The 14,457-nt window shown below is 64.6% G+C and carries 10 protein-coding genes, 2 tRNA genes and 2 pseudogenes; 3 read left to right on the top strand and 11 right to left on the bottom strand.

Annotated elements, in window-relative coordinates; all coding sequences use genetic code 11:
- The first annotated feature begins 69 nt into the window (after window positions 1-69).
- Complete coding sequence (locus ACFTOW_RS04720; RefSeq protein ID WP_379913569.1) at window positions 70-1,347, top strand: efflux RND transporter periplasmic adaptor subunit; 1,278 nt, start codon at window positions 70-72, stop codon at window positions 1,345-1,347.
- Window positions 1,344-5,108 carry an efflux RND transporter permease subunit gene (locus ACFTOW_RS04715; protein ID WP_379913567.1) on the top strand — a complete coding sequence of 1,255 codons (3,765 nt, stop codon included), beginning with the start codon at window positions 1,344-1,346 and terminating at the stop codon, window positions 5,106-5,108. Before ACFTOW_RS04720 ends, ACFTOW_RS04715 begins: the two co-directional genes overlap by 4 nt.
- 28 nt (window positions 5,109-5,136) lie before the next feature.
- On the opposite strand, the pseudogene ACFTOW_RS04710 reads toward ACFTOW_RS04715, so the two are convergent.
- From ACFTOW_RS04710 to ACFTOW_RS04700, 3 genes and pseudogenes are all read right to left on the bottom strand, one after another.
- Window positions 5,137-6,959, bottom strand: a pseudogene (locus ACFTOW_RS04710) (ABCB family ABC transporter ATP-binding protein/permease).
- Between the two features lie 85 nt (window positions 6,960-7,044).
- Window positions 7,045-8,109, bottom strand: a complete 1,065-nt coding sequence (locus ACFTOW_RS04705; protein ID WP_379913565.1) for a DUF2855 family protein — start codon at window positions 8,107-8,109, stop codon at window positions 7,045-7,047.
- 64 nt (window positions 8,110-8,173) lie between these two features.
- Entirely contained in the window at window positions 8,174-9,862 is a 1,689-nt protein-coding gene (locus tag ACFTOW_RS04700) for a LysM peptidoglycan-binding domain-containing protein (protein WP_379913562.1), read from the bottom strand.
- Window positions 9,863-9,965: 103 nt separating this feature from the next.
- On the opposite strand from ACFTOW_RS04700, the pseudogene ACFTOW_RS04695 reads away from it, so the two are divergent.
- Window positions 9,966-10,524: pseudogene (locus tag ACFTOW_RS04695) on the top strand (LOG family protein).
- On the opposite strand, the gene rarD reads toward ACFTOW_RS04695, so the two are convergent.
- The 8 genes from rarD to ACFTOW_RS04655 form a co-directional block, all read right to left on the bottom strand.
- Window positions 10,476-11,384, bottom strand: coding sequence for an EamA family transporter RarD (gene rarD, locus ACFTOW_RS04690; protein ID WP_379913652.1), 909 nt, complete (start codon window positions 11,382-11,384; stop codon window positions 10,476-10,478). The pseudogene ACFTOW_RS04695 and the gene rarD sit on opposite strands and share 49 nt — an antisense overlap.
- Window positions 11,385-11,445: 61 nt before the next feature.
- Entirely contained in the window at window positions 11,446-11,901 is a 456-nt protein-coding gene (locus tag ACFTOW_RS04685) for a nuclear transport factor 2 family protein (RefSeq protein ID WP_379913560.1), read from the bottom strand.
- Window positions 11,902-12,051: 150 nt separating this feature from the next.
- Window positions 12,052-12,657, bottom strand: a complete 606-nt coding sequence (locus ACFTOW_RS04680) for a superoxide dismutase (protein ID WP_379913558.1) — start codon at window positions 12,655-12,657, stop codon at window positions 12,052-12,054.
- Window positions 12,658-12,735: 78 nt separating this feature from the next.
- On the bottom strand, window positions 12,736-13,338 hold the full coding sequence (locus ACFTOW_RS04675; RefSeq protein WP_379913556.1) for a hypothetical protein: 603 nt from the start codon (window positions 13,336-13,338) through the stop codon (window positions 12,736-12,738).
- Window positions 13,339-13,359: 21 nt separating this feature from the next.
- On the bottom strand, window positions 13,360-13,611 hold the full coding sequence (locus ACFTOW_RS04670; RefSeq protein WP_379913554.1) for a hypothetical protein: 252 nt from the start codon (window positions 13,609-13,611) through the stop codon (window positions 13,360-13,362).
- A 74-nt stretch (window positions 13,612-13,685) separates the two neighbouring features.
- Window positions 13,686-13,901, bottom strand: a complete 216-nt coding sequence (locus tag ACFTOW_RS04665; RefSeq protein WP_379913552.1) for an RND transporter — start codon at window positions 13,899-13,901, stop codon at window positions 13,686-13,688.
- A 30-nt stretch (window positions 13,902-13,931) separates the two neighbouring features.
- A tRNA-Asp gene (locus tag ACFTOW_RS04660) sits at window positions 13,932-14,008 on the bottom strand.
- Window positions 14,009-14,166: 158 nt separating this feature from the next.
- Window positions 14,167-14,243, bottom strand: a tRNA-Asp gene (locus ACFTOW_RS04655).
- Window positions 14,244-14,457 lie beyond the last annotated feature (214 nt).

Here is a 14,457-nt window from a genome sequence, read left to right as displayed (position 1 = left end):
CGTATATTGCACACCCCCTCAGGGCGGTTATGTAAGAAAGCATTGCCAGTTGCTTGCAAAGGACCACCGATGCGCCCGATTCCCGTTCTGACCGCCATCGTCGTGTGCGTGTCGCTTTATCTGCTGGTCATGCAGCGGGATGCCCTGTTTGCCTTTGCCACCGACGGCACCGTGCCCTCGCTGGAACAACTGTCCGATCCCGGCGCGGCACAGGCGCAGGCCGCGGATGCCACCGCCGCGGCCACTGCCGCGCCCGCCCCCGAGAACGGCGAAAAGCCGGTCGCGGTCATCGCCCGCCGCTCCGAGGCGCGGGTGATCGACAGCGCGGTGATCCTGCGGGGCGAAACCCGCGCCGTGCGGCAAGTCGAGGTGCGCGCCGAAACCGGCGGTCAGGTGATTTCGGACCCGCTGCGCAAGGGCAATTTCGTCGAGAAGGGGCAGATCCTGTGCGAGATCGACCCGGGCACGCGCCCTTCGACGCTGGCCGAGGCGCAGGCGCGCCTGGCCGAGGCGCGCACCCGCGCCCCCGAGGCCCGCGCCCGTCTGGCACAGGCCGAAGCCCAGTTGCGCGAGGCGCAGTTGAACCAGACCGCCGCCGCGCGCCTGTCGCAGGACGGCTTTGCCTCGCAGACCCGGCTGGCCGCGACCGAGGCGCAGGTCAGCAGCGCCGAGGCCGCGGTTGAATCCGCCCGTGCCGGGCTTGAGGCTGCAAGTTCCGGCGTGCAATCCGCCGAATCCTCGATCGCCGCCGCGCAAAAGGACATCGAGCGCCTGACCATCACCGCGCCCTTCGACGGCTTGCTGGAAACCGACACCGCCGAGATCGGCAGCCTGATGCAGGCCGGATCGCTCTGCGCGACCGTGATCCAGCTCGACCCGATCATCCTGGCCGGATACATCCCCGAAACCGACATCGACCGGGTCGAACTGGGGGCCGTGGCCGGCGCGCGTCTGACCGGCGGGCGCGAATTGCAGGGGCGTGTCACCTTTCTGTCGCGTCAGGCCGATCCGGCTACCCGCACCTTTCTGGTCGAGGTCGAGGTCTCCAACAGCGACCAGTCCGTACGCGACGGGCAGACCGCCGAGATCCTGATCCAGGCCGATGGCAAGGACGCCCATCTGCTGCCGCAATCGGCGCTGACGCTGAATGACAACGGTGCGCTGGGTGTGCGCATCGTCGGTGCGGACAACCGGGTGGAGTTCATGCCGCTGACGCTGGTGCGCGACACCGCCGAAGGTGTCTGGGTCAACGGCCTGCCGGAAACGGCGAACGTGATCACCATCGGTCAGGAATACGTGCGCGAAGGCGTTCTGGTGGCCCCGACCTTCAAAGAGGCAGACCAATGACAGGGATCGTCGACTGGGCCGCGTCACGCGCCCGCATGGTCATGGCCTTTATCGCGCTCAGCCTGCTGGCAGGCGGGTTTGCCTATACCGGCCTGCCCAAGGAGGGCGAGCCGGACATCGAGATACCGGCGCTTTTCGTCTCGGTCCCCTTCCCCGGCATTTCCGCCGAGGATTCGGAATCCCTGCTGGTCAAGACCATGGAAACCGAGCTGTCGGATCTGGACGGGCTCAAGACCATGACCTCGACCGCCGCCGAAGGCTATGCCGGTGTGGCGCTGGAGTTCGAATTCGGCTGGGACAAGACCAAGATCATGGCCGATGTGCGCCAGGCCATGAGTACCGCCGAGGGCAAGTTTCCCGACGGATACGAGAAATATTCGATCAACGAGATCAATTTCAGCGAGTTTCCCATCATCATCGTCAACCTGACCGGCGATGTGCCCGAACGCACAATGGCCCGCGTCGCCAAGGATCTGCAGGAACGGGTCGAGACGCTGGATGCCGTGCTGGAGGCCGGGATTGCCGGCAACCGCGACGAGATGGTCGAGGTGGTGATCGACCCGCTGCGGCTGGAATCATACAACGTGACCGCGGGCGAATTGATCAACGTGGTGCAAAACAACAACCTGCTGGTCGCCGCGGGCGAGATCGAAAGCGCGCAGGGTGCCTTCAGCATCAAGATTCCCAGCAGTTTCAGCGAGCCGCGCGACATCTATTCGCTGCCGGTCAAGGTCAATGGCGACCGGGTGGTGACGCTGGGCGATCTGGCCGAGATCCGCCTGACCTTCGAAGACCGGCTTGGCACCGCGCGCTTCAACGGCGAGCCGACGGTGGCCCTGCAGGTGGTCAAGCGCAAGGGGTTCAACCTGATCGACACCGCCGCCGAGGTACAGCGCCTTGTCGATGCCGCCTATGCCGAATTCCCCGAGGATCTGCGCGCCACCGTGCAGGTCGGCACCTCGAACGACCAAAGCCGCGTTGTCGAATCCATGGTGGGCCAGCTTGAAGGCTCGGTTCTGACCGCCATCGCGCTGGTGATGATCGTCGTGCTGTCCGCCCTTGGCAGCCGCGCGGCGCTGCTGGTGGGGTTTGCCATTCCCACCTCGTTCCTGCTGTGCTTCGTGCTGCTGGCGGTGATGGGCATAACGATCTCGAACATCGTTATGTTCGGCCTGATTCTGGCTGTTGGCATGCTGGTGGATGCGGCCATCGTGGTGGTGGAATACGCCGACAAGCGCATCGCCGAGGGCACCGGCCCGATGCACGCCTATGTCGAGGCCGCCAAGCGCATGTTCTGGCCCATCATCAGCTCTACCGCGACCACGCTGTGCGCGTTCCTGCCGATGCTGTTCTGGCCCGGTGTCCCGGGCGAATTCATGGGGATGCTGCCGGTCACGCTGATCTTCGTGCTCTGTGCCTCGCTGATCGTGGCGCTGATCTATCTGCCGGTGATGGGTGGTGTGACGGGCCGCATCAGCCGTGTGTTCGCACATGCCTCGGACGCGCTGACCGCGCGGCTGCCATGGATCGTTCGTGCGGCTCTGGTGCCGGTCGCGATCTATGCGATGTTTCTGGGCGCGATGCAGACCATCAACCCCGATTACCTGTTCCGCCCCTTTGGCGCGACCAACCCGCTGACCGGCCCCTTGGCCGCCCTGCCGGGCGCGCTGATGTTCATTGCCGCCGCCTTTGCCGCGTCGATCACGCTGGGGGCGGCCAAGGTCACCTGGGGCCGCCGCAGGGTGCAGGCCGGAACCCGCCGCACGCCCTTTGGCTGGCTGATCAAACTGATCGCGGGCAATCCGATCATGCCGCTGGTCACCATAGCACTGGTGATCGGTTTCGTGATCTCGGTGTTCACCTACTTCGCCGAGAACAACAACGGGGTGGAGTTCTTTACCGATTCCGAGCCTGAGCAGGCCATCGTCTATGTCCGCGCGCGTGGCAACCTGTCGCTGCCGGAAAAGGACGCGCTGGTGGCGCAGGTCGAAGAGGTGGTCCTGACCCATCCCGGCGTGATGAACGCCTTTGCCTTTGCCGGTGACGGCGGGCTGGACAACAACACCGGCGGCGCGCAACCACCACTGGACACCATCGGGCAGGTCCAGCTTGAAACCATCCCGTGGGAGGATCGCCCGGCCTTTGCCCGCGCCACCGACGGCGTGTCGCTGGCGCAACTGGACGGCGATGTGATCATCGCGGACCTGACCGCCAAGATCGAGCAGATCCCCGGACTGCGGGTCGAGATTCTGGCCCAGGCGCGTGGCCCGGCCAGCGCCAAGCCCGTGCATCTGCGGCTCAAGGGCGAGGACTGGGACGCATTGCGCACCGCCACCGACAGCGCCCGCACCCGGTTCGACGAAACGCCCTCGCTGACCCTGATCGAAGACACGCTGCCCCTGCCCGGCATCGACTGGCAGATCGACGTGGATGTGGAAAAGGCAGGCCGCTTCGGGGCCGATGTGGCCACGGTGGGCGCGATGGTGCAGCTTGTCACGCGCGGGCTGCTGCTGGACACGATGCGGGTCGATACCTCGGACGAGGAAATCGACATCCGCGTGCGCCTGCCTGAACAGTACCGCGTGCTCTCCACCCTTGATACGCTGAAGGTGCGCACCGCCGACGGGCTGGTGCCGCTGGCCAATTTCATCTCGCGCCAGCCGGTCCCCAAACTGGCCGAGATCAAGCGGATCAACGGCAAGCGCTATTTCGACGTCAAGGCCGGGGTCGCCTCGGGGCACCAGAGCCTGCGCCGCGTCCTGGGCGAGGGCTATGACACGCTGGCCACGCTGGGCCCTGCCGACAGCAGGGGCGAAACGATCACCCTGCGCGATGGCACGACCCATGGCCTGATCGCGCTGGAACCCGGTGTCAGCCGCGACGACCTGCGTGCCGCGATCGCGCAATCCGAACTGCGCACCGTGCCGATCACCGCGAATGACCGGATCAACCTGCTGACCGAATGGCTGGACAGCGGTGTTCTGCCCGATGGCATCGAATACGAATGGACCGGCGATCAGGAGGATCAGGCCGAAAGCCAGGCCTTCCTGCAATCGGCCTTTGCCGCCGCCCTTGCGCTGATGTTCATCATCCTGCTGGCGCAGTTCAACAGTTTCTACAACGCCACGCTGGTGCTGATCGCGGTGGTGCTGTCCACCACGGGCGTGCTGATCGGGATGCTGGTGATGAATCAGCCGTTTTCGATCATCATGACCGGCACCGGCATCGTGGCGCTGGCCGGGATCGTGGTGAACAACAACATCGTGCTGATCGACACCTATCAGGAATACAGCCGCTACATGCCGAGGATCGAGGCTATCATCCGCACCGCCGAGGATCGCATCCGCCCCGTTCTGCTGACCACCGTCACCACGATGGCCGGGCTTGCACCGATGATGTTCGGCCTGAGCCTTGATTTCATCAACGGCGGCTATTCCGTCGACAGCCCGACCGCCCTGTGGTGGAAGCAGCTTGCCACCGCCGTGGTCTTTGGCCTTGGCATCGCAACGGTGCTGACGCTGGTGTTCACCCCGTCGCTGCTGGCGTTGCGGATCTGGGCAGGAACATATGTCACCGCGCTTGGGCGTCTGCTTGCCATCGTGACGCGGGGCCGGTCCAGCCGGGCCGCGCGCGACTGGGCGCTGCGCCGTGCCGCGCGCCGGCTGAAAGCGCCCGAGATCATCTGGGAAGAAGAAACCGGCCCTGCCGTCACCGCACCGCCCACACCGCTAAGCGCGCCCCCGTTGAAGGCGGCGGAATAGGCCGGCCCAGCCCGTTGTTGCAGCAGGGTCAGGCCGCGTCCTGTTCGCTGGCCTGACGCTGCCACAGGCTGTGGTAACGGCCCTGCCGCACCAGCAATTCGGCATGGGTGCCGCGCTCGACGATCTGGCCATCTTCCAGCACGATGATCATGTCGGCATCGGCCACGGTGGACAGCCGGTGCGCGATGGTCAGCACCGTGCGCCCCTCGCCCGCGCGGCGCAGCGCGCCCTGGATCTCGCGTTCGGTCTCGGTGTCCAGCGCGCTTGTCGCCTCGTCCAGCAGCAGGATCGGCGGGTTCTTGAGCAGGGTGCGCGCGATCCCCACGCGCTGCTTCTCGCCGCCCGACAGCTTGAGCCCGCGTTCACCCACCGCCGTGTCATAGCCCTGCGGCAGGCGCGAAATGAAATCGTGGATCTGCGCGGCCTGTGCTGCGGCAATCACCTCGTCCTCGGTGGCGCCATCGCGGCCATAGGCGATGTTGTAGCGGATGGTGTCGTTGAACAGCACGGTGTCCTGCGGCACCACGCCGATCGCGTCATGCAGGCTGTCCTGCGTCACGTCGCGCACATCCTGCCCGTCGATCTTCAACGACCCGCCCGACACATCATAGAACCGGAACAGCAGCCGCCCGATGGTGGACTTGCCCGACCCCGAAGGCCCGACGATCGCCACCGTCTGCCCCGGCTCCACGTCCAGCGACACGCCTTTCAGGATCGGGCGTTCGGGATCATAGCCAAAGTGCAGATCCTCCAGAGTCACCCGTCCGCCCGACACCTTCAGCGCGGGCGCGCCGGGCTTGTCTGAAATCTCGGAAGGCTGCTCCAGCAGGTCGAACATCTCGCCCATGTCCACAAGGCTTTGCCGGATCTCGCGGTACACTGTGCCCAGAAAGTTCAGCGGCATGGTGATCTGGATCATGTAGGCGTTGACCATCACGAAATCGCCCACGGTCAGCGCGCCCGACTGCACACCGATGGCGGCCATCACCATCACGATCACCAGCCCGCCGGTGATCAGGAACGACTGCCCGAAGTTGAGAAAGGACAGCGAGTACGAGGTCAGCAGCGCCGCCCTCTCGTATTGCTCCATCGCGCGGTCATAGCGGGCGGCCTCGCGCGATTCGGCCCCGAAATACTTGACGGTTTCGAAATTCAGCAGGCTGTCGATGGCCTTTTGATTGGCGTCGGTGTCCTGATCGTTCATCTCGCGGCGCAGTTTCACGCGCCATTCGGTGACCTTGAAGGTGAACCAGACGTAGACTGCGATGGTCCCCGCCACGACCGCCAGATACCAGGCGTCGAACAGGAAGAACAGGATGCCCGCGATCAGCAGCAGTTCCAGCACCAGCGGCCCGATGCTGAACAGCATGAAGCGCAGCAGGAAATCCACGCCCTTGACCCCTCGTTCGATGACGCGGCTCAGCCCCCCGGTCTTGCGGGTGATGTGATAGCGCATCGACAGGCGGTGAATATGGGTGAACGTCTCCAGCGCCAGTTGGCGCAGCGCGCGCTGGCCGACGGCAGCAAAGATCGCGTCGCGCAACTGCTGGAACCCGTTGGTCATCAGCCGCGCCATACCCCATAGGCCACGGTCAGCCCCACCGCCCCCAGCGCCAGCATCGGCACGCCCTCGTCCGACAGGGCGTTGACCGCATCGCGATAGATCATCGGCGTGTAGACCGCGATCAGCTTGGACGCCAGCAGCGCCACCAGCGCCAACACCACGCGGCGTTTGACCCAGGGTTTGTCATCTGGCCACAGATAGGGGGCGACGCGCCGGATCGTCCGCCAGCCCGAGCGCCGTTCGGCCCGGTCGATCTCGTCTTCGTTGGCGGTGTGGAAATTGCGCATGTCTGCCCCGGTTCTTTATCGTGTTCCCGGTGATATGGCGCTTTTTCGTGAAAGGCCAGTCAGGGCAAGCGATCAGGGGCCAGGTTCAGGGGCGCACGATATGGCCCGCGCGCGGATCGGCGCGGCCCGCCGCCAGATTGGCCCAGAGGGCGGGCACATCCGTCAGCCCGTCATGCACCACGATATCCAGCCAGTCGCCCGCATCGGCCGCGATGCGTTTCCACGCCGCGGTGATCCGCGCCTCGATCTCGCCCGGCCCCCAGTCATCGCGCCGTTTGGCGATCTGAGACGGGGCGAAAAAGAACTGAGGCTTGGGCCCCGGCAGGTCGCGCGGCGGGGCGAACTTGTCCCAATGGCTGGTGCCCACGGCGGCGGAATGGCGCAGGTGATCGCCCAGATGGGTGTGCAGCGCGAGTTTCACCCCGGCATGACCCGCCATGTCGACATAGACGCTGGGGCGCTGGTCCAGATCCTCGATCTCGTCATAGCTCAGCACCGTATCGCAGGCCCCCAGGTTTTCCACGAAATCGCGATTGCCCGCCCCGGTCAGCCCGACGATGCGATAGGCGCGATCGCCGGGTTCGGTCAGAAACTTGCACAGGCCAAGGCCGGTCTTGGAGGACGCGCTGCCGATGATGATCTGCTCGGCCCCGAACCAGTCGTTGTCCGCCAGCCAGTCGAACAGCAGGTAGGACGTGGCCAGCAACGGCTGCAACAGCGCGCGCAGATGATCCTCCTCCGGCTGACCCGCCTTGACCTGCGTATAGGTGTTGTAGACCGCCGCCAGCCCGGCGCGATGCGGCGCGCGGTCGATGAACACGCCCGGTGCCACCTGTTCAGGGGTGATCACCAGCGCCTCGGCCATCGGGAAATAGCCATAGATCCGCGTGCCCGCCCCCAGATCGGCGCACAGGCTTTCGTCGACCACTGCGGTGCCCCAGACCGGCACGATGCCCTGCCCTTCAACCCCGCTGGGAAAAAACGTCCAGTAATCCAGCACGAAACCGGCGGCGGCATAGGTCACGTTGTTGGCGGTCAGCGCAAAGCTTTCCAGCACCAGACGCGCCGCCCCCGGACCCAGCGGTTCTTGCGGGACATCGCTCAATTGCGCTTGCGTGATATCGGATTGATCGACAAGTATCGTCTGCATCTGGGCCTCCCTTATCGGGATACCTTGCCCGCGCCCTGCCCCGTCCGTCACCCGTGACGGCGCGTCACGGATCGTCCGGCAGGTCGAACACCTGCCCGGGATAGATCAGGTCGGGGTCGCGGATGCGATCGCGATTGGCGTTGAACACCTCGACATAGCGGATGCCCTCGCCATAGCGGTCGCGCGCGATGGCCCACAGGGTAAAGCCCGGCTGCACCGTGATCACCTGCGCCGCCGCATCGCGCCCGGCACTGGCAGCGGCCAGGGCGGCGGGGGCTTCGCGCTTGAACGGGGTTTCCACACGGCTGACAACCGCGCCCTGCGCATCCACCTGATCCACGCGCAGGGTGTAGATGCCGCTGTCGACCTGCGGCAGGTCGCTGCGCCACGATCCGTCGACCGCGATGCGCGAGGTGGTGATGGGCGTGTTGTCGAGATAGATGCGCACAAAGCCCTGGCCGGGGCTGCGCCCGGCAAGGGCCACATCGCCGCTGTCGGAATAGGTGATCGCGTCGATGGCGACCGTATCCATCACCTCGGGCGCACGTCCCGGCTGCATCACACGCACGCCATCGCTGTCTGACAGCAGGACGGCGGGGGGCGCCGGCGCGGCGGCCTCGGGCGTTGGGGCGACGGACAGGGTGAAGGGCGGCGCGATGCCCCTGGCGGGTTCCACGAAAGTCGTGGGCGGCGGGGCCTGTGTCATCGCCGAGGTTGCCGGTTGCGCGTCGTCGGACCGGGTCGCCTGCGTGGGTGGTGCGGCTTGTGCGGGCTCTGAGGATGAAGGAACTGCCGCTGCCACCTGCGCGGTCTCTTGCGGTGCGGGGGCGTCCACCGAGGCGCGATCTTCAACGGTTTGTCCGGGGTCGGTCTGCGATACTGCAGCCGGTTCGGGCTCTGCCATCGTTCGTGTGTCGGCGATGGCCTGCGCAGGCGTTTCTTCGGGCACAGCTTCGCCAGGCGCGGCATCGGCCAGTTCTTGGTTTGGGCTTGTCTCGGCGATCACCTCGGTCGGGGCGGCGTCACTCACCGTCTCGATTGGCGCATCATCGCGCGACTGTTCACTCTGGTCCAAGGGCGCGGGTGTCGGGGATGCGGCGCTCTGACGCGCCTCGGGCATTGCTGTATCCACCGGAGTGTCCGGTTCGGGCGTCTCGCCCTGCGCTGCCTGTTGCCCGACCACATCCACCTGCGCGGTCTCGACCGTGGCATCGGCGACCGGCTTAGGGCTGGGGGCGATGATCACCTCCTGTTCGGAGTCCACGCCGGTCCCGTCCACCACGCTGCGCAGCCGCATCAGGCGCGGCGCATTCGAGGGCGGCAGATCGAGGATGGTCGCAAAGCTGCCGTCACGGCCAGCCGTCACCTCGCCCACCTTGGTGTCATCTATCAGCAGGTCGACCACATCGCCCGGCGCGGCCCGGCCTGCCACCTGTGTCAGCCCGTCAGCCTCGACCCGCACCAGCGCGAATTCGGGCAGTTGCGGCGCGGCCGGGCTGTCCGGCATCACGGGTGTCTCTGCGGGTACGGGCTGCTCCGTTGTCTGCGCCTGAGGGTCAGATGCGGGCTGCGGATCGGGCTGCGGCGTCTGCAAGGTGTCCTGATCGACCGGCTGCGCTGTGTCCTGACCCACGGGCTGCGGCGGTGGCGCCTGCCGGTTCCATACAACCACGCCAGCCACGGCCAAACCGATGGCCACGGCCCCCCCGGCCAAAACGCCGACCGGTCCGGCAAAGATCGCATTCTTGCTCATTACCTATCCCAAGCACCCCAGTCACCGCGCATGTGGCGGTTGAGCGACAATAGCAACACAGCTATCAACGGTCAAAACCAACCACCAGAGCAAAGGCGCGCCCATGTCCCCCACACCCTCTGTCTGTGTCTTTTGCGGCTCGCGCCCGGGCGCAAACCCCGCTTTTGCCGAAGCGGCCGAGGCCGTGGGCTATGCGCTGGCCGACAATGGCTGGCGGCTGGTCTATGGTGCGGGGGATGTCGGGCTGATGGGGCTGGTCGCGCGCGCCGCGCAATATGCGGACGGGCAGACATTTGGCGTGATCCCCATCCACCTGATGCAGGCCGAAGTGGGCAAGCGCGACCTGTCACAGTTCGTGGTGACCGAGAACATGCACGAACGCAAAAAGGTCATGTACATGAACTCGGACGCCATCGTTGTGCTGCCGGGCGGTGCCGGCAGCCTCGACGAGTTTTTCGAGGTGCTGACATGGCGGCAACTGGGCCTGCACAGGAAACCGATCTTCCTGCTGGACACCGAAGGCTACTGGCANGCAGCCGCTGGTCGCCCTGATCGATCACGTGATCGATCAGGAATTCGCCGATCCGTCGCTGCGCGATTTCATCCGCGTGGTTCAGGACGTGCCGACATTGACCAGCGCCCTGCGCGCCGCCCTGTCCTGACGCCAGGTGGCGATCGTGTAGATCACCAGCGCGGTCCAGATCAGCGCAAAGGCCACCGCGTGCCAGCCGCCAAATGCCTCGCCAAAGATCAGCACGGCCACCAGAAACTGCAGTGTGGGGTTGAGGTACTGCACCAGCCCGATGGTGCCCAGCCGGACCCGTTTGGTGGCGTAGGAGAACAGGATCAGCGGCGCGCCCGTCAACACCCCCGACAGCATCAGCAATGCGCTGTCTGCGGTGCTGGCACCAAAGGCCGCCGCGTCGGTCGAGCTGTGAAACCACGCCAGCACACCCAAGGCGATGGGCGACAGCAGCAGCACCTCGGCGGTGACCGACACCACCGGGCCGACCTCAAGCCGCTTTTTCACCAGACCATACAGCCCGAACGTCCCCGACAGGATCAGCGCGATCCACGGTGCCACGCCCAGCCCCCATGTCAGCACCGCAACCGCCAGCGCCGCCAGCGCGACCGATACCGACTGCATCCCGGTCAGACGCTCGCCAAAGGCGACGCGCCCGATGGCCACGGCCACCAGCGGGAAAAGGTAGTAGCCCAGGCTGGCCTCTGTCACGCGGCCAATCTGGACCGATGTGATGAACAAGAACCAGTTGAGCGAGATCATGAGCGCCGCAAACCCGATGATCGCCGCCGCGCGTGGTGATCCAAGGGCCGCGCGCAACTGGCCCAACCGGCCCTGCACGGTCAGAACAAGGGCAAAGAACACCAGCGACCACAGGGTGCGATGGGCCAGAACCTCGATCGGGGGGATATGGGCCAGCAGCTTGTAATACAGCGGCGACAGGCCCCAGACCGTGCAGCACACCACCATCGCGGCGATTCCGCGTCCTGCCGTACTGATCATCCGCCTGCCCCTTTTGCCGCGCGCAGGTCTAGCAAGCGATCCGGGCGGTGAACAGGCCCTAGTGCGCGCGGGCGCGCGCCTCGGTCACAAGGCGCATCTCGTTGCCCAACAGGCACATGTCGCGGGTGCGGGGTGGCAGGCGGCCCGATTGTTCGAACAATGTCATGAAATCAAGGAAGTTCGTCGCCTCGCAGACGCGGTCGCCCCTGAAACGTGCCATCAGGTAGGCCATGCTGGATACCTCGCGCCCGTTGACCGTGTCCACCGCATGCACACGGAACGTCAAGGCCACCAGAGACCCCTGCTCCAGCCCGGTCACCTCGCCGATGCGGATCGTCTCGAACTGTCGCGTCAGCATGCGATGAAAGGCGCCGAACTCGGCCGGGCCCATCATGTCCACTTCCTCAAGCCCGTGAATGATGGCATCGCTGGTGAACATCTGCCCCAAGGCGGCCGCATCTGCGCGTTCCCAGACACGTCTGATCAGAAATTCGGTTCTTTCGACAAGTGTCATTCTCTCCTCGCTAACCCCCCTCAAGACACGACACTAGGCGATAGCGGCGCGAAATAGAAGAATTTAAATACAACTGAAGGTAGCCATGCCTCAAAAACGAAAAACCCGCCAATCGGCGGGCTTTCCAGAGGGCTTGGCCGTCAATGAAAATTACTTCATGCGGCTGGCAACGTTTTCCCAGTTTACCAGATTGTTCAGGAAGTTGGTCAGGTACGCAGGCCGCTTGTTGCGGAAATCGATGTAATAGGAATGCTCCCACACGTCGCAACCCAGCAGCGCGTTCTGGCCAAAGCACAGCGGGTTCACGCCGTTCTCGGTCTTGGTCACCTTCAGGCTGCCGTCCTTGTCCTGCACCAGCCAGGCCCAGCCGGAGCCGAACTGCCCGGCACCTGCGGCCGAGAACTCGTCCTTGAACGCGTCGACCGAGCCGAACGCCTCGGTCAGCGCCTTTTCCAGCTCGCCGGGGATCTTCTTGTTGGCGCCCGGGCCCATCATTTCCCAGAACTGGGCGTGGTTCCAATGCTGGCTGGCGTTATTGAAGATGCCGCTTTGGGCGACGGCGTCGGCCTTGTAGGTGCCGGTCACGATATCCTCGACCGACTTGCCCTCCCATTCGGTGCCGGAAATCAGCTTGTTGCCGTTGTCCACATAGGCCTTGTGATGCAGGTCGTGGTGGTACTCCAGCGTCTCGGCGGACATGCCAAGCTCGGCCAGCGCGTCATGGGCATAGGGAAGGTCGGGAAGTTCGAAAGCCATGGGTTCACCCTTCGTTGTTGAATTCGCTAACTGTTAGATGAGAGCCGGGGGCAGCAAGGTCAACCCCCTACCCACAGGTCACACAATGCCCGCGAACCGCTCGGGCAGCTTGAACAGCGTGTCCGCGCCCTTGCGCTTGAAGTGATACAGTTCGTTGTTGCGATGGGTGAAGGTCTTGCGCATGTATTTGCGATATTCGCTGAAATCCCAGCTGTCGTCGACGTCGCGCTCGGCGAACGGCGCAAACACCGCCGCATCGTCGCGCTCGTCCTCGAACCAGACGGCCTTGGTCTTTTTCTCTTTCATCTCGGTCACGCCCGCCGCCTTGACCATGTCGCGGCGACGATCCAGCATGTCGACATACAGATCGAAGTCACAGTATTTCATGTGAAAGAGATACAGGAAATCCGGCGCGTCCAACTTGTCCCAGGTCGCATAATGCCCGCCCCGCGACAGCCGTGCGGGATGCGAGATCACGCAGGGCTTGGAGTACCACGGGTTCAGCTGCACATGCCGGCGGGGCCCCAGGATCGACTGGTCGATCCCCTCGGGCTCGCGGTCCCTGAGATGCAGGACCTCCAGACCCAGCGCGGTGCGCACACGGCCAGGGTTGGCCACGTCCAGAAGCCACGACCCCAGGTCCTGCCCGCTGTCAGGATCGACCACGATGAATTCGTCCACGTCGCAGACGATCACATGGGTTTACCATTGCCGCAAAGCCGACAGCAGACCGTTCTGCGTGCGCCAGCGGCGGATGTTGAAGTTGCTGGTGTCCTTGTCCGGGATCGGAAACAGGTTGCAGCCTGCCGCGATCTCGCGCACCGCCGCCTGATTGCCGTGGTTGATGACATACAGCGCCTCTTTGCCGAAGAAGCCGCCGTAATACTCCACCCATTTGTTCAGGAAAAAATCGTCGTCACGCACCGTGGTGATGACCGCCACCCTTGACTGCATCTTGAAAGCTCTCGTTCCTGCCTCGTTTGCGTGCAGCATAGAGCAGTCAGGCCCGCCCGAGAATCCCCAAAAAATCAACGACGCGCAACGCGCACGATCTTGGCAACCAGCAGCGCGAAGGGCGCGCCGTGCATCGCAAGGTCAAGTATATCCATCGGGCGGGTCAGCGTGCCCTGCCCCAGCATGCGCAGCTTTTCCACCAGATGCGGTTCGGGCACGAAAGGTGCGCCGCCAAGAACCACGCACAGCAGGATGACCACGGGCCAAGATAGATTGTCCAGCACGGTCATATGTCGGCAGTCCTGTGGTCTTGGGGAAAATGGCGCGGTTGACGGGGCTCGAACCCGCGACCCCCGGCGTGACAGGCCGGTACTCTAACCAACTGAGCTACAACCGCGCGTGACGGCGTGATTAGCCGCCCCCGCCAATTGCGTCAATCGCAAAATCGGGGACAAGGAAACTTTCGACCCGCATCCAAGACCGCCGTCCACATGGCCACGGTCCAGGCGTGAGCCCGGCATTAGTTCGGAACGCTTTTGTCGAAAGGAAGAAAAGTGGCGCGGTTGACGGGGCTCGAACCCGCGACCCCCGGCGTGACAGGCCGGTACTCTAACCAACTGAGCTACAACCGCGCATCTTATCTCCGGGTCACCCCGGCGTGATGGGCGGAATAAGCCAAGCGCACCGACCCGTCAAGCGCCAAGCTCCCGTCACGTGCGTTTTTTCTCCGCTGGCCGTACTGTCGCGGATATTCGGTTGAATGAGCTAGTCACCTGAATCTGAAGTTCCTGCCAGTGTTTTCTGGCAGAACCTTTTGACGGAGGCGAGGATTTCGTCGGCGGACTT

The sequence above is a fragment of the Lacimonas salitolerans genome, assembly GCF_042677865.1.
Taxonomy (GTDB): Bacteria; Pseudomonadota; Alphaproteobacteria; order Rhodobacterales; family Rhodobacteraceae; genus Lutimaribacter; species Lutimaribacter salitolerans.
The sequence above is the reverse complement of the archived record's forward strand: the minus strand, read 5'-3'. Positions and strand labels throughout refer to the sequence as shown.

Coding starts and splice junctions, on each gene's coding strand:
- ACFTOW_RS04705 (WP_379913565.1), bottom strand. CDS start 8,109: ATGCAGACGATACTTGTCGATCAATCCGATATCACGCAAGCGCAATTG.
- ACFTOW_RS04665 (WP_379913552.1), bottom strand. CDS start 13,901: ATGACCGTGCTGGACAATCTATCTTGGCCCGTGGTCATCCTGCTGTGC.
- ACFTOW_RS04685 (WP_379913560.1), bottom strand. CDS start 11,901: ATGACACTTGTCGAAAGAACCGAATTTCTGATCAGACGTGTCTGGGAA.
- ACFTOW_RS04670 (WP_379913554.1), bottom strand. CDS start 13,611: ATGCAGTCAAGGGTGGCGGTCATCACCACGGTGCGTGACGACGATTTT.
- ACFTOW_RS04720 (WP_379913569.1), top strand. CDS start 70: ATGCGCCCGATTCCCGTTCTGACCGCCATCGTCGTGTGCGTGTCGCTT.
- ACFTOW_RS04715 (WP_379913567.1), top strand. CDS start 1,344: ATGACAGGGATCGTCGACTGGGCCGCGTCACGCGCCCGCATGGTCATG.
- ACFTOW_RS04680 (WP_379913558.1), bottom strand. CDS start 12,657: ATGGCTTTCGAACTTCCCGACCTTCCCTATGCCCATGACGCGCTGGCC.
- ACFTOW_RS04700 (WP_379913562.1), bottom strand. CDS start 9,862: ATGAGCAAGAATGCGATCTTTGCCGGACCGGTCGGCGTTTTGGCCGGG.